Consider the following 20103-nt stretch of genomic DNA (forward strand, 5'->3'; position numbering starts at 1 on the left):
GCGCATTCCCATGCACAAGGAGACCACCCAATGAAGCATCGCAACCGCACTTCGCTGCTCGCCGCTACTGCCGCTCTGGCCGCCGCTCTGGCGCTGCCGGCCATGGCGCAGAGCACTTCCCAGGATGCTGCGGCGCAGACCGGCAGCTCGGCCAATAGCGCGCAAGCGAGCGGCCCGAGTTCCGGCGGCGGCCAGACCTGGGCCAGCGTGGATACCGACAGCGACGGCGCAATCAGCAAGCAGGAAGCGCAGGTCAATGCGGGATTGGCGCAGATCTTTGACCAGGCCGACGGCGATACCGATGGCAAGCTGACCCCCGACGAATACAAGGCCTTCGTGGCCAAGCAACAGGGCGGCGGCAGCGCCACTGGTTCACAGGGCAACTAAGCCCACATCGTCAGCTTGATGAGCGTGCCGCACGCTATCCAGATGTCACGTGGCGCGACAGAGCACGATACCTAGCGTAGATCAGGATGGATGCACGGGAGCGACCTGCCAGGGTCGCTCCCGTTTTCTTTACGCTCCGCGCGCTACGGTCGGGTGATCCAATTGCGGTCTTGTGCCCATGTCGCTACGCATTCCCGTGTTCGCCGGCCTGTGGATTGCGTTGATCGCAGCCGCGGCGCCGCCGGAGTTGCCGCCGGTCACGCAGCAGTCGCCACCAGCCGCGCCACCTGGCGCGGTCAATCCGACGATGTCGCCCTTGCCGGTCGAGCCACCGCCGCCGGCGACTACGCCGTTGCTGCCCGCCGAACCAGCCGGCCGCTCGCGTGCCAAGGGCGGAACCGAGGCTGCGGTTGTGCCGACGGCAGGCACCCTGGCACCACGCAGCTTTCGCACCTTGGACACCGACGCCGACAGCTCGCTGACCCCGGCCGAGGCCAGTGCGGATCCGATCCTGCGCGAGAACTTCGCCAGTTTCGATGCCAATGGCGATGGACGGCTGTCGCGCGACGAGTTCGCCAGCTATCAGCCCGGGCCAGGCGACGCGACAGGCGACTGAGCGCGGTGCGCTGCTAGACTTGCGCGATGACCCCTCTTGCACAGCGCGACGGCCAGGCGATCCAACTGGTCGGCTTCGACGGCGACGATACCCTCTGGAAAAGCGAGGACTATTACCGCCGGGCCGAAGCGGATTTCGAAGCGATCCTGGCCCGCTATCTCGACCTGGGCGATAGCCGCATGCAGCAGCACCTGCTGGCGGTGGAGCGTCGCAACCTCAAGGTATTCGGCTACGGCGCCAAGGGCATGACGCTGTCGATGATCGAGACCGCCATCGAACTGACCGACATGCGCATCGATGCGCGCGATATCCAGCGCATCGTCGAGATCGGCCGTGCCACCCTGCAGCACCCCGTCGAGGTGATTGCAGGCGTGCGCGATGCGGTCAGCGCCATTGCGGCCGACTACGACGTGGTGCTGATCACCAAGGGCGACCTGTTCCATCAGGAGCAGAAGATCGAACAGTCTGGCTTGTCCGACCTGTTTGCGCGCGTCGAAGTGGTGTCGGAGAAGGATCCCAAGACCTATGCGCGCGTGCTCGCCGAATTCGACCTGCCGGCGCAGCGCTTTGTCATGATCGGCAACTCGCTGCGCTCGGACGTGGAGCCGGTACTGGCGATCGGTGGCTGGGGCATCTACACGCCCTATGCGGTGACCTGGGCGCACGAACAGGAACATGGCGTAGCCGCCGACGAGCCGCGCATGCGCGAAGTGCCCGATGCCGCAAGTTGGCCGGCCGCGGTGCAGGCGCTGGACGCATTGGCCCGGCAACACGCGCTAAGCTAGATGCTGCGGCCCGCTGCGGCGTGTGCCGGCTGGCGGACGCGACTTGCACCGGCGATCGAGAAGGACGCGGCGGACGAGGTGGTGCTAGCGATCGCCGCCACCGCCTGACACCGACGCAGGCATGCGGCATCATCGGCGGCATGCTTGTTCTGCGCCCCTTCCGATTGCGATTGCTGCCCGTGCTGACGGCCTTGCTGGTTCCGGCGCTGGCGGCTGCCCAGAGCACGCCGGCATCCGCTGCCGCGGCCGCCACGCAGGAAAGCGCGCCGGCGGTGATGCCTGGTACCGGCGATGCCTGGGTGGACCAGCATCTGGCCGACATGGGCAGCTATGCGCAGCGCTATCCGGACAGCTTCATCGACGAGGTGGCGCGCTATACCGACACCCCGCGCGGCTACGTGCGGGCGCTGCTGCAGGTGCATGGCTGGCACGCCGGCGATCTCTATTTCGCCTGTTTCTGGGCGCAGACCGTGCAGCTGTCGTGCCGCGAGAGCGTGCGCGCCTACAGCCGCGATCATCATGACGGCTGGCAGGGCGTGATCACGCGGCTGTCGGTGACGCCGGACAATGCGCACATGCGCGCGCTGCGGCATGCCATCGTTGCCAGCTACGACCGCTGGGAACGCCCGATCACCCTGGACGCGCTGCTGCGTCGCCAGCTCGGCGACCACGCGCAGCGCCTGGAGGCCGCACGCGACGCCAGCGAAGCGGCCGAGGCGGCGGCACAGGCGGGGCTGTAGCACCGCACGGTATGCAACGTGCGCGCGCCGGCTGTCTGCGCGCCAACACGCAGCGGCGATGCTGCCATGCAGCTGGTCGCCGCAGGGCGCGGTCGGCGAGAATGCAGGCAACGCCGGCATCAGCCGGCCCCTGCCAAGACCTGTCCATGCGCGATACCGTGTTTGTCTCTCCCGATCACATCCGCAGCCTGTTCGCACAGGCGATGTCGGACATGTACCGCGCCGAGGTGCCGCTGTACGGCAACCTGATGGCCCTGGTGGCGCAGGTCAATGCGCAGACGCTGGAGGCCGATCCGGCCTTGGCGGCGCGCTTGCAGCGCAACGACGAGCGCGCACGGCTGGACCTGGAGCGGCATGGCGCGATCCGGGTCGGCACCGCGCAAGAACTGGCGACCTTACGCCGCTTGTTCGCGGTGATGGGCATGCACCCGGTGGGCTATTACGACCTGTCGGTGGCCGGCGTGCCGGTGCACTCCACCGCATTCCGGCCGATCGACGAGGCCGCGCTGGCGGCCAATCCGTTCCGCGTGTTCACCTCGCTGCTGCGGCTGGAGCTGATCGAAGATGTCGCCCTGCGCGAGCAGGCCGCGCAGATCCTGCAGCAGCGGCAGATCTTCACCGCCGGCGCACTGCAGTTGATCGAGCAGTGCGAACGCGCAGGCGGGCTGGATGCGACCCAGGCGCAGCAGTTCGTGGCCCAGGCGCTGGAAACCTTCCGCTGGCACGGCGATGCGACGGTGTCGCTGCCGACCTACCGCGCGCTGAGCGATGCGCACAAGTTGATCGCCGATGTGGTCAGTTTCCACGGCCCGCACATCAACCACCTGACCCCGCGCACGCTGGATATCGATGCGGCGCAGGCGCAGATGCAGCAGGCCGGCATCGATGCCAAGGCGGTGATCGAGGGGCCGCCACGGCGGCGTGTCCCGATCCTGTTGCGCCAGACCAGTTTCAAGGCGCTGGAAGAACCGGTGCGGTTCGTCGGCGATGGCGGACAGCCCGAACACGGCACGCATACCGCGCGCTTTGGCGAGATCGAGCAGCGCGGGCTCGCGCTGACGCCCAAGGGCCGCGCGCTGTACGACGCATTGCTGGCGCAGGCACGCGAGACCGACGGTGCGGGCAGCACGGGCACCGATTACGCCACCCGCCTGCAGACCGCCTTCGTGGCCTTTCCCGATGACGAAGCGCTGCTGCGCCAGGAAGGGCTGGGCTATTTCCGTTATGCGCTGACCGAGGCCGGCCGCGCCGATCCGGCGCAGGTCGCCGCCATGCCGGCGGAAACCGCCATCGCGCTCGGCCTGGTCAGCGCCGACCCGATCGTCTACGAAGACTTCCTGCCGGTCAGTGCGGCGGGCATCTTCCAGTCCAACCTGGGCGGTGCCGAGCAGCGCGCCTATGCCGCGCACGCGAGCCAGCGCAGCTTCGAACAGGCATTGGGCGCGCCGGTGCATGACGAATTCGCGCTGTATGCGCAGCTGGAGCGCGATTCCCTGCAGGGCTTGCTGGGGTAGGCGCGGCACCTCGTTGGATGCAGCCGAGTCGCCGCGCGGCTTGGAGCGGCGACCAAAACATGGCGAGCGGTCGTCAGGTGGGTGCGGACGGCGCGCAGGAACCGGAGTGGCCGCGTGGTACATGCCGCACCGAGCAACGGCCGCGCCCGCCTGGCGGTGAGCGCAGGAGTCCTGTTGGCTGCTCTTAGCCCGGCGCGCCGCTGCTGTGGAAGACCTCCCACAGATGGCCATCCGGATCGGCAAAGCCGTGCTGGTACATGAAGCCGTAGTCCTTCGGCTCGCCGCTCACCTGACCACCGGCCGCGCGCGCCTTGCTCACCAGCGCATCCACCTCCTCGCGGCTGCCGACCGTTAGGGCGGTGATGGTTTCCGCGGCATGGGCCGTATCGCAGATGGCCTTGTGACTGAAGCCCTGGAAGAACGGTTTGACCAGCAACATCGCGAAGATGTTCTCGCCCAGGATCAGGCAGGTGGCGTTCTCGTCGGTGTAGGCAGGATTGAACGCAAAGCCCATGGCAGTGAAGAAGGCGACCGAACGCGGCAGCGATTCGACCGGCAGGTTGACGAAGATCTGGCTGATCATGCGGTGATGTCCTGTGGAGTGGAGCGGGGTGGGGATCAGACGCTGCGGTAACGGCCGTTGACCAGCCATTGGATGCCGAAGCGGTCGGTGCACATGCCAAAGCCTTCTGCCCAGAAGGTCTCGTCGAACGGCATCTGCACCTGACCGCCGTCCGCCAGTGCGGCATGCACGCGCTCGGCCTGGAGGGTGTCGTCGAAGCCGAGCGCGACCGACACCGCGCCGGTGCCCTGCACCTGTTTGCCCGGTGGCAGGTCCGAGCCCATCAGCAGCGGCGCATCAGGTCCGGCGAGGCTTACGTGCATGACCAGATCCGCGGCCGCCGCCGCATCCTCCATCGCTGCCTCGCCTTCGGCATGCGGCGGCATCTGTGCGTAGGTCATCAGCATCAGTTCGCCGCCCAGCACGTGCTGGTAGTGCGCGAAGGCCGCGCGGCAGGTGCCGGCGAAATACAGGTAGGGCGTGATGTGCATCGGACAGTCCTCGCAAGGCGGATTGACAGCATGGTCCGGTTGCTGCATCCGGAGTGTCAGGTCACGACGTCGACGACGTCGTCGGCCTTGATGACCGTGCGCAGTGTGTGATCGATGCGGTCATGGCCAGGATTGGGCATGCGCCGCACCCGTGGCAGCCTACTCGCTCGCTTGCCGACCTGCAGCAACCATCGGCCGTCATTGCCGTGCAGCCGACGAACGGACGACCGTTTGGCGGCTGAGCCCAGTATCCAGACGCGCCATGCGCGCGCTGGCGCTTGCTTGTGGAAACGCCAACGCGCCGGGCCACGCATCGCGCTGCGGATGAGGGCGTTTGCCTGGCCGACGCGAAGGCGTGCCGAAGGCCGGCATGTCCGGCGTTGCGGTCGGCTTTCGCGACGGCTCAGTGCGTCTGGGTCGCAGGGCGGCGTGCCGCAGCCCGTTCGGCCCGCTGCGCGCGCTTGCGGGCGCGCCGCGCCTTCCAGCGTTCGCTCAGGCACGAGAAGATCACATACAGCGCCGGAGTGCTGAGCAGGGTCAGGCTCTGCGAGAACACCAGCCCGCCGATCATCGCGATGCCCAGCGGGCGCCGCAGTTCCGAGCCTTCGCCCAGGCCCACTGCCAGCGGCACCGCCGCCAGGATCGCCACCATGGTGGTCATCATGATCGGACGGAAGCGCACGATCGAGGCCTCGCGCGCCGCTGCGCGCGCATCCATGCCGTGCACGCGCTGCGCCACCAGTGCGAAGTCGATCATCATGATGGCGTTCTTCTTGACGATGCCGATCAGCAGCACCAGCGCAATCATCGAGATCACCGACAGCTCGGTATTGGTGATGAACAACGCCAGCAGCGCGCCGACGCCGGCGGCCGGCAGCGTGGACAGGATGGTCACCGGGTGGATCAGGCTCTCGTAGAGCATGCCCAGCACGATGTAGACGGTGAGCACCGCCGCCAGCAACAGGATGCCCATCGAGTTGGGGCTGAGCTGCACGTTGAAGCTGTCGTCGCCGCTGAGGCGGATGCCGTCGGGCATGCGCAGCCCTTTGACCGCCGACTCGATGATCAGGTCTGCCTCGCCCGTGCTCACCCCGGGAGCCAGGTTGTAGCTCAGATCCATCGTGGTGTACTGGTTTTCGTGGATGATCTGCGGCGGCGCCAGACCGGGAGTCTGGGTGGCCACCGCAGTGATCGGCACCATCTGGCCGGCCCGGTTGGGCACGAAGATCTGGTCCAGGGCCTTGGGGGTGGCGGTCTGCGAGGGCAGCGCGTTGACCACCACACTGTACTGGTTGAGGTCGGAATAGATGGTGGAGATGGAGCGTTGGCCAAATGCGCCATACAGCGCGCCGTCGATCGCGCCGACCGAAATGCCCAGGCGCGCGGCCTTGGCGCGGTCGATCACGATGTTCTGGCGCAGGCCGGCGGTATCGACGTCGGTGCCCACATCGCGCAGGCGCGGGTTCTTCTTCAGCGCAGCCTGCAGCTTGGGCAGCCATTCCTGCAATTGCGCCAGGTCGTTGCCCTGCAGCGACACGCGGTATTGCGCGCCCTGGCTGGTGCCGCCGCCGCCATCGCTGGGCAGGTCCTGGATGGCGCGCAGGCGCAGGTCCAGGTCCGGGTAGCGGTCGGCCTTGGCGCTCAGGCGCGCGACCACCTGGGCGGTGGTATCGCGGCGTCCCTCATCGCGCGTCTTGAGCTCGATGTTGAACGAGGCGCTGGAGCCCTGGCGGCCTGAGCCCAGCCGCGCACCGACGGTCTTGACCGCCGGGTCGGCCATCAGCATGTCGGTGATGCGGCGCTGGCGGCTGACCATGTCGGCGAACGAGACCGTTGCGCTGGAATTGGCGCGGCCCCAGATCAGGCCGGTGTCCTGCGCGGGGAAGGAGCCCTTCTTGACTGCCCCGCCCAGGAACACGGTGGCGGCGATCAGCATCAGCGGTGTCAGCGACAACAGCAGCGCGTGGCGCAGCGAAAAATCCAGCGCTACCGTGTACACGCGCAGCATGCGCTCGTGCATGCGGTCCAGCCAGGCGCCGAAGCGGCCGGGTTTTTCCGGCTCGGTATGCGCAGACAGGAAGCGGCTGCACAGGGCCGGGGTCAAGGTCAGCGACACCAGCATCGACACCACGATCGCCGCCACCAGGGTCACGGTGAACTCGCGGAAGAACGCACCGATCATGCCGCTGGCGAACAGCATCGGGATGAACACCGCCACCAGCGAGGCGGTGATCGAGACGATGGTGAAGCCGATCTCGCGCGCGCCGGTCAGTGCGGCTTCCAGGCGCGGCATGCCTTCGTCCAGGTGCCGCATGATGTTCTCGATCACCACGATCGCGTCGTCGACCACGAATCCGATCGCAATGACCAACGCCAGCAGGCTGAGGTTGTTCAAGGTGAAGCCCAGCACGTACATCACCAGCGCCGAGCCAGCCAGCGACAGCGGCACGGTGACCGCGGCAATGAGCGTGGGCGCCAACCGGCGCAGGAACAACGCCATGGTCAGCACCACCATCGCCAGGCTGATCATCAGCGTGGCCTGCACCTCGTGCAGCGAGGCGCGGATGGTGGGCGTGCGGTCGAAGTAGGGCGTGAGCGTGGTGCCGGGCTGCAGATAGGCGCGCAGTTCGGGAATCTGCGCCTTCACCTGGTCCACGGTTTCGACGATGTTGGCGCCGGCGCGGGTGAAGGCATACATCACCACCGCCGGTTTGCCGTCGAACCAGGCGGCTTGATACGCGTCCTGTTGCCCGTCGTAGACGGTAGCCACATCGCCCAACCGCACGATGCGCCCGTTGGATTGGGTGGAGATCGCCAGTTGCGCGAAATCGGCGGCCTTGGCTACCGAATCGTTGGCGATCACGGCCATGGTGGTGTTGCCGTCGGACAGGAAGCCGGTCGGCGAGGTGACGTTGGCCGCGCGCACCGCGTTGCGCAGATCGTCCGGGGTCAGCCCCAGCGCGTTGAGCGCGCGCAGGTCCACGTCCACGCGCACCGCCGGGGTGGAGGCACCGGCGATGTCCACCGAGCTGATGCCGGTGATCTGGCGCAGCCGCTGCGCCAGCAGCGAGTCGGCCACGTTGTAGAGCTCATCGGCCGACTGGGTGTCCGAGGTCAACGCGATGGCGATGACCGGGTCGTCGTTCGGGTTGGCTTTCGAATAGATCGGCGTGCCGAGCCCGGAGGGCAGGTCCGATTGCGATGCGTTGATCGCGGTCTGGATGTCCTGCGCGGCCGAATCGATATTGCGATTGCTCTGGAACACCAGCACCACCAAGCTGCTGCTCTCCGAACTGGACGAGCGCATGCGGTCGATGCCGGGCAGCTGGCCCAGGTGGCGTTCCAGTGGCGCGGTGACGGTGGAGGCCATGGTGCTGGCATCGGCACCGGATTGGGTGGCGTGCACGAAGATCACCGGGATCTGGATGTTCGGCAATGCCGCCACGCCCAGCCGCAGATAGCACATCAATCCGATCACGAACAAACCGATCGCCAGCAGCGAGGTGCCGATCGGGCGCTTGATGAAGGGCGCGGAGATGTTCATCGGGGAAATTCCGGGACCGGGGACCGGGGACCGGGGACCCGGGAAAGCGGGTGCGGCTGCCATGGCGAGCGGAACGCGCGCCGCATGTCCGGGCCGATTGCCGTGCCGCTGGCGTTGCGTACTTTGCCGGCGCTCCTGGCTTCACCCCGGGTCCCCGGTCCCCGGTCCCCGGTCCCGATTTCTTCGAGCCTCATACCCGCCCCTCCACGTGCCGATGCGCCGCCGCCGCCGCCGCACGCCGCGCGCGCCAGGCGCGCAGGCGTTCGCCGGCGCGTTCCATGTACAGGTAGATCACCGGGGTGGTGTACAGCGTGACCAGCTGCGACAGCAGCAGGCCACCCACGATCGCGATGCCCAGCGGGCGGCGCAGCTCCGAGCCGATGCCGGTGCCCAGCGCCAGCGGCAAGGCGCCCAGCATGGCCGCGGCGGTCGTCATCATGATCGGACGGAAGCGCAGCAGGCAGGCGCGGCGGATCGCGTCGTGCGCGTTGGCACCTTCGCGGCGCGCTTCGATCGCGAAGTCGATCATCATGATCGCGTTCTTCTTGACGATGCCGATCAACAGCACGATACCGACGATGCCGTCCACCGACAGGCTCAGCCCGCATAGCATCAGCGCCAGCAGCGCGCCGACACCGGCCGGCGGCAGCGTGGAGATGATGGTCAGCGGGTGGATGTAGCTTTCGTACAGCACGCCCAGCACGATGTAGATCACCACGATCGAGGCCAGTAGCAGCCATACGATGTCGGTCTGGCTGCCGGTGAATTCGGCCGCCTTGCCGACGAATTGCGCATGCACCTGGGTGGGAATCTTCAGCGCTTCGCGCGCTTTCTCGATCGCCGCCACCGCCTGCGACAGCGAATGTCCCGGCGCCAGGTTGAACGAGATGGTCACCGCCGGCAGCTGTTGCTGGTGGCTCACCACCAGCGGTGTGTTGGTGACCTTGGCCTGCGCCAGCGAGGCCAGCGGAATGATGCTGCCGGCACCGACCACGATGCCGGTGTTCTGCGCGCCCACGCCGGTGGCGGTGGACGAGTTGGACGAGGTCACCTGGCCGAAGCTGGTGGCATTGGTGCCGGTCAGCGCGCCGCTGCCGTTGCTGGCCACCGCCAGCTGGTTCATCAGCGCGGTGCTGCTGCGGAACTCCGGCGCCACTTCCAGCACCACCCGGTACTGATTGAGCTCGGTGAAGATGGTGGAGATCTGGCGCTGGCCGAAGGCGTCGTACAGGGTGTCGTCGATGGTCTGCATCGGCACGCCCAGCATGCTGGCCTTGTCGCGGTCGATGGTCAGTTCCAGCGCCCGGCCCTGGTTGGCCAGGTTGTTGTCCACGTCCGCCAGTTCGGGCAGCTTGCGCATCGCCTCGGTCATGCGCCCGGCCCAGGTGGCCAGCTCGCTGCTGTCCACGTCCGACAACGAATACTGGTATTCGGTGGCGGCCACGCGGGTATCCAGGGTGACGTCCTGCACCGGCTTGAGGAACAGCGCCACCCCGGGGATGCCGGCCACCGCCTGTTGCAGGCGCGGCAGTACCTCGTCCAGGCCGTCGCGGTCGCCGCGCGTCTTCAGCACGATCGAGAGCTGGCCCTGGTTGAGCGTGGGGTTCATGGTGCCGGCGCCGATGAACGCGGCCACGCCGGTGACCGCCGGATCCTTGCGCAGCGCCGCGGCCACCGCCTGGGTGCGCTCTTCCATCTGCGGGAACGCCACGTTCTGGTCGGCCTGCACCACGCCGGTGATCAGGCCGGTGTCCTGCTCGGGCAGCAGGCCCTTGGGGATGGCCACGTACAGCAGCACCGTCAGTGCCACCGCGCCGATCGCCACCGCCAGGGTCAGCGGCTGGCGCGCCAGCACCCAGTCCAGGCTGCGCTCGTAGGCGCCCACCGTGCGCGTCCACAGATTGGTCTTGCCGGCGGCGGCCGCGCGCTCGTGCGCGTCCTCGCCCTCGGGCAGGGCATCGGGCTTGAGCAGGTAGGCGCACATCATCGGCGTCAGCGTCAGCGACACCAGCATCGAGATCACCACCGCGATCGACAGCACCCACGCAAACTCGTGGAACAACCGTCCGGTGACGCCGGGCATCAGCAGCAGCGGCAGGAACACCGCCACCAGCGACACGGTCAGCGACAGCACGGTGAAGCCGATCTGCCTGGCGCCGATCTCGGCCGCTTCCGGCCCGCTCTTGCCCTGTTCGATGTAGCGCACGATGTTTTCGATCATCACGATCGCATCGTCGACCACGAACCCGGTGGCCACCACCAGCGCCATCAGCGACAGGTTGTCCAGCGACATGCCGGCAAAGGCCATCACCCCGAAGGTACCGGCCAGCGACAACGGCACCGCCACCGAGGGAATGATGGTGGCCCACAGCCGGCGCAGGAACACGAAGATCACCGCCACCACCAGGCCGATGGTCAGCACCAGGGTGAACTTGACCTCGTGCACCGAGGCGCGGATGGTCTCGGTGCGGTCGGAGAACACCTCCAGGTGCACGTCGGCCGGCAACACCGCCTGCAGCTGCGGCAGGATGCCGCGGATCTGCTCCACCGTCTGCACGATGTTGGCGCCAGGCTGGCGGCGGATCTCCAGCAACACCGCCGGCTTGCCGTCGGCCCAGGCGGCCAGTTGGTCGTTTTCCACGCCATCGACCACCTTGGCCACATCGGCCAATCGCACCGGCCGGCCGTCGTTGAAGCTGATGATGGTCTCGCGGTACTGCGCCGCATCGGTGAGCTGATCGTTGGTGCCGATGCTGTAGGACTGGGTCTTGCCGTTGAGCGAGCCCTTGGGCGCGCTGACGTTGGTCTGGGTCAGCGCACTGCGCAGCGACTCCATGGTCAGGCCCATGTTCGACAGCTGCGCCGGGTTGACCTGGATGCGTACCGCCGGGCGCACGTTGCCGGCGATCGACACCAAGCCCACGCCCGGCACCTGCGACAGGCGCTGGGCCAGGATCGCATCGGCATAGCGGTTGACCTCGCGCAGCGGCAGCGAATCGGAGGTGAGCTTGAGGGTGAGGATGGCCGCATCGGCCGGATTGACCCGGTTGTAGACCGGCTGGTAGGGCAACGACGAGGGCAGGGTGGCCTGGCGGATCGCCGCCTGCACGTCCTGCGAGGCGATGTCGATATCGCGGTCCATCGAGAACTGCAGGATGATCGTGGACAGGCCTGCCGACGAATCGGAGGTCATCATCTGCAGCCCGGAGATCTGCCCGAACTGGCGCTCCAGCGGCGTGGTCACCAGCGAGGCCATGGTGGTGGCGTTGGCGCCGGGATATTGGGTGGTCACGACCAGGCTGGGCGCGTCGATTTCCGGCAGCGCCGACACCGGCAGTTGCCGGTAACCCAGGATGCCCAGCAGCAGGACGCCCGCCATCAACAGCGAGGTGGCGATGGGGCGGCGGATGAAGATGGTCGAAAAGCCCACGGGGGGAATCCTTGCTGGAGACGTCAATCGGTGCCGGCGCGCAGGGCGCCGACGCGCACTGGCGACGGAGTGGTCCGTCGCCAGTGGTCAGGCATTAGCGCGGACCGCCGCCACGACGGCCACCGCCGCCGCCACCCTTCTGCTTTTCCTGCGCCGCCTTGAGCTCGGCCTCGGTGGGCTCCGGCGGCGTCTCGCCCGGCTTGAGCGCGGTGACCTTGCTGCCCGGCTTGAGCCGGAACTGGCCTTCGGTCACCACGCGCTCGCCGGGCTTGAGGCCCTTGGTCACCTGCACGTGGCTGTCGTCCACCTCCACGCCCTGCACCACGGTGCGCATCTGCGCGGTGTTGTCGTTGCCCACCACGTAGACGTAATCGCCGTCCGGGCCGCGCTGCACGGCCTGGGTCGGCACTACGGTGCCGCCGGCGATGGTGCGCAACTGCAGCCGCACGTTGACGAACTGCCCCGGCCACAAGGCGTTGTCGGTGTTGTCGAAAATGGCACGCGCGCCGAAGGTGCCGCTGTCGGTGGCGATGCGGTTGTCGATCACATCCAGCTTGCCATCGCCGCTGATCACATGCGCATCGCCGCGATCCAGCGCGGCCACGGCCAGCGGTGCGGCCGCCTGGCCGCTGCGTACCGCCTGCAACTCGCGCTCGGGCAGGTTGAAGGACACGTAGATCGGGCGGATCTGGGTCAGGGTCACGATGGTGGAGGTGGTGCTGACGATGTTGCCCACGTCCACGCCGCGGATGCCGGCAATGCCGTCGATCGGTGCGGTCACCCGGGTGAACTGCAGTTGCACCTGCGCCGAGCGCATCTGCGCATCGTTGGCGGCCACCGCGGCCTCGTACTGCGCCACCTGGTTGCGCTGGGTGTCCAGATCGGTACGCGAGACGTACTGCTTGTAGGCGGGGTCGTTGGAGCGCTGGTAGTTCACCCGCGAGGTCGCCAGCAGCGCCTGGTTCTGGCGCTTGGCCGCCAGCGCCTGGTCGTAGCTGGCCTGCAGCGTGCGCGGGTCGATCTGCGCCAGCAGCTCGCCCTTCTTCACTTCCTGGCCTTCCTTGAAGTTCAGGCTCATCAGCTGGCCGCCGACCTGCGGGCTGACCGTCACCGTGTTGAGCGCGGTCACCGTGCCCAGCGCGCTGGCATACACCGGCACATCCTGGGTGGTGGCGGCCACGACCGTGACCGGCACCGGGGCGCTGTTTTCGGTGCCGTTGCCGTCCGGCGCGCCCGCCCGCTTGCCCTGACTGCCTCCACCCATCATCCGCATTGCAACGAACACCACGACGAGCACCGCTACGACCAGCAGTGTGATCTTCCAAAAACGCGACATGCGACAACTCCTGAGGACGGGCCGGGCGCTGGGAGGCGACCGTGGGGCGGCTTTGCGAAGCATATCGTTGCGAACAGGCAATTGAGCATTACTGAAGTAACGCCCCGCCTGGCGAAACGACCACACCGTTCACGGATGCGTGTAGCGGCAACGCGTCAACGCCGAAACGGTTGACCGCCGGGCTGAATCTGGTCGCACCACCGCAGCGTGCGCCTGCGGACAAGCCCGGCGACGGGTGGCCGTCGGCGGCCAGGCCAAATGTTCGCCGGCCATTCGACGCGGCCAGAGGGAGGGCGATGACGACGCCAGGCCGGCCGGCACTGCAACGCCATCGCCGCCCCTGTCCAGCGCGTGCCATGCGGTTCTGCATCGGCGCGCCAACGTCCGCTCTGCACGAAAGCACCACGATGGACGCGACCTGACCGCGCAGGTGGACTACAGTGCAGATCGTTCATTAGAGGATTGTTGATGCGCCACTCCTGCCTGCTGTCCGGCGCGCTGTTGCTCGCCCTGCCCATGCTCGCCGCCGCGCAGACCGCGCCGCGCCCCGAGGTCGCCACCGTCGCCGCCACGCTGCAGCCCAAGGTGGTGCAGTGGCGCCGCGACTTCCACCAGCATCCGGAACTGTCCAACCGCGAAGAGCGCACCGCCGCCACGGTGGCCGCGCAGCTGCGCAAGCTGGGCCTCAAGCCGCGTACCGGCATCGCCCATCACGGCGTTGTGGCCATCATCAAGGGCGGCAAGCCCGGCCCGAAGATCGCCCTGCGCGCGGACATGGACGCGCTGCCGGTGAAAGAGCAAACCGGGCTGCCGTTCGCCTCCAAGGCCACCGCCGAATACCGTGGCGAGCAGGTCGGGGTGATGCACGCCTGCGGCCACGACGCCCACACCGCCATCCTGCTCGGCGTGGCCGAAGCGCTGGTCGGTATGCGCGAGCAGCTGCCGGGCGAGGTGATGCTGATCTTCCAACCCTCCGAAGAAGGCGCGCCGGGCAACGAGGAAGGCGGTGCCTCGCTGATGCTGAAGGAAGGCCTGTTCGCCGACTTCAAGCCACAGGCGGTGTTCGGCCTGCATGTGTTCTCCAGCGTGCAGGCCGGCAAGATCGCGGTGCGCAGCGGCCCGCTGATGGCGGCCTCGGATCGGTTTGCGATCAAGATGATCGGCCGCCAGACCCATGGCTCGGCGCCGTGGAACGGCATCGACCCGATCGTGGCCAGCGCCGACATGATCTCCACCGCGCAGACGGTGATCAGCCGCCGCGCCAACCTGTCCAAGCAGCCGGCGGTGCTCAGCTTCGGTGCGATCAAGGGCGGCATCCGCTACAACATCATCCCCGACGACGTGGAAATGGTCGGCACCATCCGCACCTTCGACGAAGGCATGCGCCAGCAGATCTTTGCCGACCTGAAGAACGTGGCCGAGCACACCGCTGCCGCACATGGTGCCAAGGTGGATGCGAAGGTGCCCGACCAGGACGGCAATCCGGCCACCGTCAACGACCCGGCCCTGACCGCCAGGATGCTGCCCAGCCTGCAGGCGGTGGTGGGTGCCGACAATGTCTACGAGCCGCCGTTGCAGATGGGCGCGGAAGACTTCTCGTTCTATGCCCAGCAGGTGCCGTCGATGTTCTTCTTCGTCGGCTCCACTGCCAAGGGCATCGACCCGGCGACCGCGCCCAGCAACCACTCGCCGCAGTTCCTGCTGGACGAGTCCTCACTGGATGTGGGCTTGCGCGCGTTGTTGCAGGTGTCGCTGGATTATCTGCAGCAGGGGTGAGTTGGGAGTCGGGATTGGGGAGTGGGGATTCGCCTGCGGCTGGGCGGATCTCCTCTTCAATGGCAGGTGGGCAGGTCTGGCGTTGCAAAAAAAGCCGCGTTGCCGTTTCGTCCGTGTGTCCGCATCGCCATACACCTCACGGCCAGCCCGGGCGGCCTAAAATGGCAGCATGAATACCCCAGAAGATTCCACTCTCGGTCGTGAGGTCGCCTATCCCAGCGGCTACGACCCGTCGCTGCTGTTTCCGATTCCGCGTGCCGCCGGGCGCGAGGCGATCGGGTTGACCGGCGCGCTGCCCTTCATCGGGCGTGACCGTTGGCATGCCTACGAGCTGAGCTGGCTCGATGCGCAGGGCAAACCCTGCGTGGCCACCGCCACCTTGCACGTGCCCTGCGACTCGCCGTCGCTGATCGAATCCAAGTCGCTCAAGCTGTATCTGAATTCGCTCAATGCCACCCGCTTCAACAGCGCCGAGGCCGTGCGCACACGCATCGCCACCGACCTGTCCACGCGCGCCGGCGCGGATGTCATGGTGGAATTCGGTCTGCCGCCGATCGATGCGGTGGGCGAGGGCGACTCCATCGATGCGCTGGACGTCAGCATCGACGACTACGGCCCGCCCAACGCCGCATATCTGCACGCACTCGCCCAGCCGGCGGTGGAAGAAGTGCTGACCTCGGCATTGCTCAAATCCAACTGTCCGGTCACCGGCCAGCCGGATTGGGCCAGCGTGAGCGTGCGTTATCGCGGCGCGCCGATCGACCGCGAAGGTCTGCTGCGCTATCTGGTGAGTTTCCGCGACCATGCCGAATTCCACGAGCAGTGCGTGGAGCGCATCTTCAACGACGTCATGCAGCGATGTGCGCCCGAGTGGCTGTTGGTCGAGGCGCGCTACACCCGCCGCGGCGGGCTGGACATCAACCCGCTGCGCAGCTCGCCCGGCGTGCCCATGCCGCTGTCGATCTTCCGCGATCTGCGCCAGTAATCGCAGCTGCGTGATCGCGCCGGCTTCACGACGGCGCGATCCATGCTTAACGGCGTGCCGCGCACCCTGCCTGCACCATCTGCACAGGGCTGCCGCAATGAGTGCCGACAAGAAAGCCGATTTCTCCAACGTCACCGCCTCGGTCGACAGCACCGCCGATGTCGCGCCCGCGGCGGATTTTTCCAACGTGCGCTCCAGCGTGCAAAGCACCGCGCAACTGGTCGGTGAAACCGTCACCGTGCAGGCAGGCGACAGCCTGTCCAAGATCGCCAAGCGCCATCTCGGCGATGGCGCGCTGTGGCCGCGCATCTTCGAAGCCAACCGCGACACCTTGCAGAACCCGGACAAGATCTTTCCCGGCCAGGTGCTGCATTTGCCGCCGAAAGCGTAGGCGCACCTCACCGTAGACACGCGTACCGACATACGACACGCGTACCGACACATCGGCGCGATGCCTGAGACCTCACTCACCCGTTTGATCCATTCGCCATCCGGAGATCGATCCATGCGTACCAAAGCCGTTTCCAGCACCCTGGTTCTCGCCTTGGCGGGTGTCCTTGCCTTGTCGGGTTGCCGCAAGGAAGCCAACGACGACGCCAATGTCGCCAAGGATCCGACCTCTGGCGCGGCCACCGACGCCATGCCGGGCCCGGCGGCCACACCGCCGGCCAGCGATCAGGCTGCGCAGGGCACCGCCACTGGCGCTGCCAGCACCGATGCTGCGGCAATGGCCGGCACCAGCGTCACGGTGTCCAGCGTCGCGGTCGGCACGGTTGCCGCTGCGGACAAGACGGTGACGCCGTCGGCGAGCGTCGGCAGCAAGGACACCATCATCGTGTCGGTCAAGACCGAGGGCAGCGCAAGCAATGTGCCGATCTCGGCCAAGCTCACCTATCAAGATGGGCAGGTGGCCGGCGAGCAGAGCGCCACGCTGACCACCAGCGGCGCCGAAACCACCAACATGCGCTTCAGCAAGCCCGATGGCTGGCCGGCCGGCACCTACACCGCGCAGGTGATGGTGGACGGCAAGCCTGCAGGCACGCCGCAGACCATTACGGTCAAGTAAGCGACTGCATCGGCTGGTTATGACGTTTATCGACGCCGAAGGAAGGAAATTCGATCCATTTTCCGTCGGATCGCCAAGGTGAATCTGACACGCCGGGGTCTTCCTTATCACGCTCCTCGGCTGTTTAGATCCAAGCGCTGCGCTGCTGAGCAGCGCAGCGCCGTTCATGCGGCCCGCTGCCGTCCTGGCCGCTTGCACTCAACTAGCACTGACACTGATCCGGTTTCAGTCGGCGCATTCGTTAGGGCGCGACGTTAGGGGCCCAGACATGCGCTCTGGTCATAATTTTTCGATTCACGGCCGCGATGTCGCGACTTTTTGCAAGTGTCGGAACGGCGCCTGCAGCGAGTTTCAATCAACGGGCCCGCGAGGACGCAACTGGACCACACCCACCATGTCCGCTCGGTACGCAGAATTTCAATCCACGCGCCCGTGAGGGCGCGACTCAAACGGGTTTGCTTAGAGCAGCTAACAAAACGTAGCGAGCGGTCGTCAGGTGGGTGCGGACGGCGCGGAGGAACCGCAGTGGGAGGAACCGCAGTGTACGCGTGGTACATGCCGATTCCGAGCACCGACCGCGCCCGCCTGGCGGCCGCGCAGTAGTTTTGCTAGCTGCTCTTAGTCGTCCTTTCTTGCGAGGTTTCAATCCACGCGCCCGTGAGGGCGCGACGTGCGCTGGTTGCTCGCGTCCGAGTGCTCGGTGATGTTTCAATCCACGCGCCCGCGAGGGCGCGACGGATGCTGTCGGGCAGGTTGAAGGTGCCAAGCAAGTGTCAATCCACGCGCCCGTGAGGGCGCGACGCATCAGCCAGGACGCGTGCAAGGCGCGTTGCAGTGTTTCAATCCACGCGCCCGTGAGGGCGCGACTCGGCACCTGGTGAAACTGCTCGTAGACGAAGTTGTTTCAATCCACGCGCCCGTGAGGGCGCGACCAGTACGGGTCGCTTGCCTGCGACCAGATCTGTAACGTTTCAATCCACGCGCCCGTGAGGGCGCGACCCGCGCGCCGATGTAGGGGAACACGTCGTTCGTGTTTCAATCCACGCGCCCGTGAGGGCGCGACCAGCAAGATCGTGGCACGCCGCGTGTTGGCCAAGTTTCAATCCACGCGCCCGTGAGGGCGCGACTGACGAATGATGGTGCCTGGAGCGGATCAGTCGTGTTTCAATCCACGCGCCCGTGAGGGCGCGACCTGGCGGCACGTCGCGTCGGTACTCTTCTTGCCAGTTTCAATCCACGCGCCCGTGAGGGCGCGACGAGCAGACGAACCGCGACAAGCTGTTCGTGAACTTGTTTCAATCCACGCGCCCGTGAGGGCGCGACAAGTCGTCAACATCGACGAGGCGAACCGTTCCGTAGTTTCAATCCACGCGCCCGTGAGGGCGCGACGTGAACTGCCGGTTTGCGTCCAGGGTGATATCCAGTTTCAATCCACGCGCCCGTGAGGGCGCGACCCGGCTTTAGCTCATCTGGAACGATGCAGAACGAGTTTCAATCCACGCGCCCGTGAGGGCGCGACGCGTTTTGCCCAGCGCTAGAGCGAGGGTGTATCGGTTTCAATCCACGCGCCCGTGAGGGCGCGACCGTAGATCTCCTCCAGCAGCGGCTGCTCGTAGTCGTTTCAATCCACGCGCCCGTGAGGGCGCGACTATTTCTGGCCTTTCAATGAGGGTCAAATAACCATGTTTCAATCCACGCGCCCGTGAGGGCGCGACCATGTCTTACGGGATCGCTCCGCGCAGATTCATGGGTTTCAATCCACGCGCCCGTGAGGGCGCGACGCGATACCTGATCATGCACGCGGAGCCGGAAAAAGTTTCAATCCACGCGCCCGTGAGGGCGCGACAACTCGGCACCCACAACGCAGACCCGTTCAACGGGTTTCAATCCACGCGCCCGTGAGGGCGCGACGGTTGCGATGCTGACGCTGAATGGTTGCGTATCTGGTTTCAATCCACGCGCCCGTGAGGGCGCGACCACGCTGCCGCCGGCACGACGATGATCATGGTCGAGTTTCAATCCACGCGCCCGTGAGGGCGCGACACGTTGTGTAGAACTCAACGCTTTGCCTTCAGCTTGTTTCAATCCACGCGCCCGTGAGGGCGCGACCGCGAAGAAACGGTTGTCGGCGGTCTTGCGATTGTTTCAATCCACGCGCCCGTGAGGGCGCGACTGCTGCGCACGTGGCGCGCGAGAACTCCGAGTGCTTGTTTCAATCCACGCGCCCGTGAGGGCGCGACATTCGCGAGTGGCACAAGCCGGACAAGGCGCGAAATGTTTCAATCCACGCGCCCGTGAGGGCGCGACGAGACAGCCACCTGTTTCAGCATCGCCGCCAACGGCGTTTCAATCCACGCGCCCGTGAGGGCGCGACGGCCGGTGCGCTGCAGGTGGCCGCGTTCCTGGTGTTTCAATCCACGCGCCCGTGAGGGCGCGACACGTTGTGTAGAACTCAACGCTTTGCCTTCAGCTTGTTTCAATCCACGCGCCCGTGAGGGCGCGACCGCGAAGAAACGGTTGTCGGCGGTCTTGCGATTGTTTCAATCCACGCGCCCGTGAGGGCGCGACTGCTGCGCACGTGGCGCGCGAGAACTCCGAGTGCTTGTTTCAATCCACGCGCCCGTGAGGGCGCGACATTCGCGAGTGGCACAAGCCGGACAAGGCGCGAAATGTTTCAATCCACGCGCCCGTGAGGGCGCGACGAGACAGCCACCTGTTTCAGCATCGCCGCCAACGGCGTTTCAATCCACGCGCCCGTGAGGGCGCGACGGCCGGTGCGCTGCAGGTGGCCGCGTTCCTGGTGTTTCAATCCACGCGCCCGTGAGGGCGCGACTTCAAGGAAGTCGAGGCGGCCGAGGGCGAACTAAAGTT

14 protein-coding genes, 2 other RNA genes and 1 CRISPR repeat array (1 of these 17 cut by a window edge) are annotated in these 20103 nt (G+C 66.7%); of the genes, 9 read left to right on the forward strand and 7 right to left on the reverse strand.

Annotation, left to right across the window (positions count from 1 at the left end; genetic code table 11):
• The first annotated feature begins 30 nt into the window (after nucleotides 1-30).
• From ACCQ05_RS02455 to hglS, 5 genes are all read left to right on the forward strand, one after another.
• On the forward strand, nucleotides 31-387 hold the full coding sequence (locus tag ACCQ05_RS02455) for an EF-hand domain-containing protein (RefSeq protein WP_228964410.1): 357 nt from the start codon (nucleotides 31-33) through the stop codon (nucleotides 385-387).
• A 178-nt stretch (nucleotides 388-565) separates the two neighbouring features.
• Nucleotides 566-1003 (forward strand): EF-hand domain-containing protein, encoded by a 438-nt coding sequence (locus tag ACCQ05_RS02460; protein ID WP_372392818.1) that lies wholly within the window; start codon nucleotides 566-568, stop codon nucleotides 1001-1003.
• A gap of 26 nt (nucleotides 1004-1029) precedes the next feature.
• The gene (locus ACCQ05_RS02465) at nucleotides 1030-1788 is read left to right on the forward strand and encodes an HAD family hydrolase (RefSeq protein WP_372392819.1); all 759 of its coding nucleotides are present in this window, start codon (nucleotides 1030-1032) and stop codon (nucleotides 1786-1788) included.
• Between the two features lie 140 nt (nucleotides 1789-1928).
• A complete protein-coding gene (locus ACCQ05_RS02470; protein WP_372392820.1) occupies nucleotides 1929-2528 on the forward strand; it encodes a hypothetical protein in 600 nt (199 codons plus the stop codon).
• A 146-nt stretch (nucleotides 2529-2674) separates the two neighbouring features.
• Nucleotides 2675-4042: a 2-oxoadipate dioxygenase/decarboxylase HglS gene (gene hglS / locus ACCQ05_RS02475; RefSeq protein WP_372392821.1), complete on the forward strand. Its 1368-nt coding sequence runs from the start codon at nucleotides 2675-2677 to the stop codon at nucleotides 4040-4042.
• A 47-nt stretch (nucleotides 4043-4089) separates the two neighbouring features.
• Here hglS and ACCQ05_RS02480 read toward each other — a convergent pair.
• The 6 genes from ACCQ05_RS02480 to ACCQ05_RS02505 all read right to left on the reverse strand — a co-directional run bounded on the left by ACCQ05_RS02480 (nucleotide 4090) and on the right by ACCQ05_RS02505 (nucleotide 13405).
• Nucleotides 4090-4165: non-coding RNA, sX9 sRNA (locus ACCQ05_RS02480), on the reverse strand.
• Between the two features lie 61 nt (nucleotides 4166-4226).
• Nucleotides 4227-4625: a VOC family protein gene (locus tag ACCQ05_RS02485; RefSeq protein ID WP_372392822.1), complete on the reverse strand. Its 399-nt coding sequence runs from the start codon at nucleotides 4623-4625 to the stop codon at nucleotides 4227-4229.
• A 35-nt stretch (nucleotides 4626-4660) separates the two neighbouring features.
• A complete protein-coding gene (locus ACCQ05_RS02490) occupies nucleotides 4661-5095 on the reverse strand; it encodes a VOC family protein (RefSeq protein ID WP_372392823.1) in 435 nt (144 codons plus the stop codon).
• A 403-nt stretch (nucleotides 5096-5498) separates the two neighbouring features.
• A complete protein-coding gene (locus tag ACCQ05_RS02495; RefSeq protein ID WP_372392824.1) occupies nucleotides 5499-8639 on the reverse strand; it encodes an efflux RND transporter permease subunit in 3141 nt (1046 codons plus the stop codon).
• A 190-nt stretch (nucleotides 8640-8829) separates the two neighbouring features.
• Nucleotides 8830-12069, reverse strand: coding sequence for an efflux RND transporter permease subunit (locus ACCQ05_RS02500; protein WP_372392825.1), 3240 nt, complete (start codon nucleotides 12067-12069; stop codon nucleotides 8830-8832).
• A 94-nt stretch (nucleotides 12070-12163) separates the two neighbouring features.
• Complete coding sequence (locus tag ACCQ05_RS02505) at nucleotides 12164-13405, reverse strand: efflux RND transporter periplasmic adaptor subunit (RefSeq protein WP_228964416.1); 1242 nt, start codon at nucleotides 13403-13405, stop codon at nucleotides 12164-12166.
• Between the two features lie 468 nt (nucleotides 13406-13873).
• On the opposite strand from ACCQ05_RS02505, the gene ACCQ05_RS02510 reads away from it, so the two are divergent.
• The 4 genes from ACCQ05_RS02510 (at nucleotide 13874) to ACCQ05_RS02525 (ending at nucleotide 17232) form a co-directional block, all read left to right on the forward strand.
• On the forward strand, nucleotides 13874-15181 hold the full coding sequence (locus ACCQ05_RS02510; protein ID WP_372392826.1) for a M20 family metallopeptidase: 1308 nt from the start codon (nucleotides 13874-13876) through the stop codon (nucleotides 15179-15181).
• A gap of 169 nt (nucleotides 15182-15350) precedes the next feature.
• Nucleotides 15351-16166 (forward strand): NADPH-dependent 7-cyano-7-deazaguanine reductase QueF, encoded by an 816-nt coding sequence (gene queF, locus ACCQ05_RS02515; RefSeq protein ID WP_228964418.1) that lies wholly within the window; start codon nucleotides 15351-15353, stop codon nucleotides 16164-16166.
• A 97-nt stretch (nucleotides 16167-16263) separates the two neighbouring features.
• A complete protein-coding gene (locus tag ACCQ05_RS02520; RefSeq protein WP_372392827.1) occupies nucleotides 16264-16557 on the forward strand; it encodes a LysM peptidoglycan-binding domain-containing protein in 294 nt (97 codons plus the stop codon).
• A gap of 114 nt (nucleotides 16558-16671) precedes the next feature.
• Nucleotides 16672-17232 carry a hypothetical protein gene (locus ACCQ05_RS02525; protein WP_372392828.1) on the forward strand — a complete coding sequence of 187 codons (561 nt, stop codon included), beginning with the start codon at nucleotides 16672-16674 and terminating at the stop codon, nucleotides 17230-17232.
• Between the two features lie 466 nt (nucleotides 17233-17698).
• Here the strand turns inward: ACCQ05_RS02525 and ACCQ05_RS02530 are convergent.
• Nucleotides 17699-17789, reverse strand: a non-coding RNA gene (locus ACCQ05_RS02530) — sX9 sRNA.
• An 82-nt stretch (nucleotides 17790-17871) separates the two neighbouring features.
• A CRISPR array of direct repeats spans nucleotides 17872-20103; the repeat unit is 31 nt; unit sequence GTTTCAATCCACGCGCCCGTGAGGGCGCGAC; it runs 1140 nt beyond the window's last position.

This window comes from Xanthomonas sp. NCPPB 3582, assembly GCF_041475735.2.
Lineage (GTDB): Bacteria > Pseudomonadota > Gammaproteobacteria > Xanthomonadales > Xanthomonadaceae > Xanthomonas > Xanthomonas codiaei.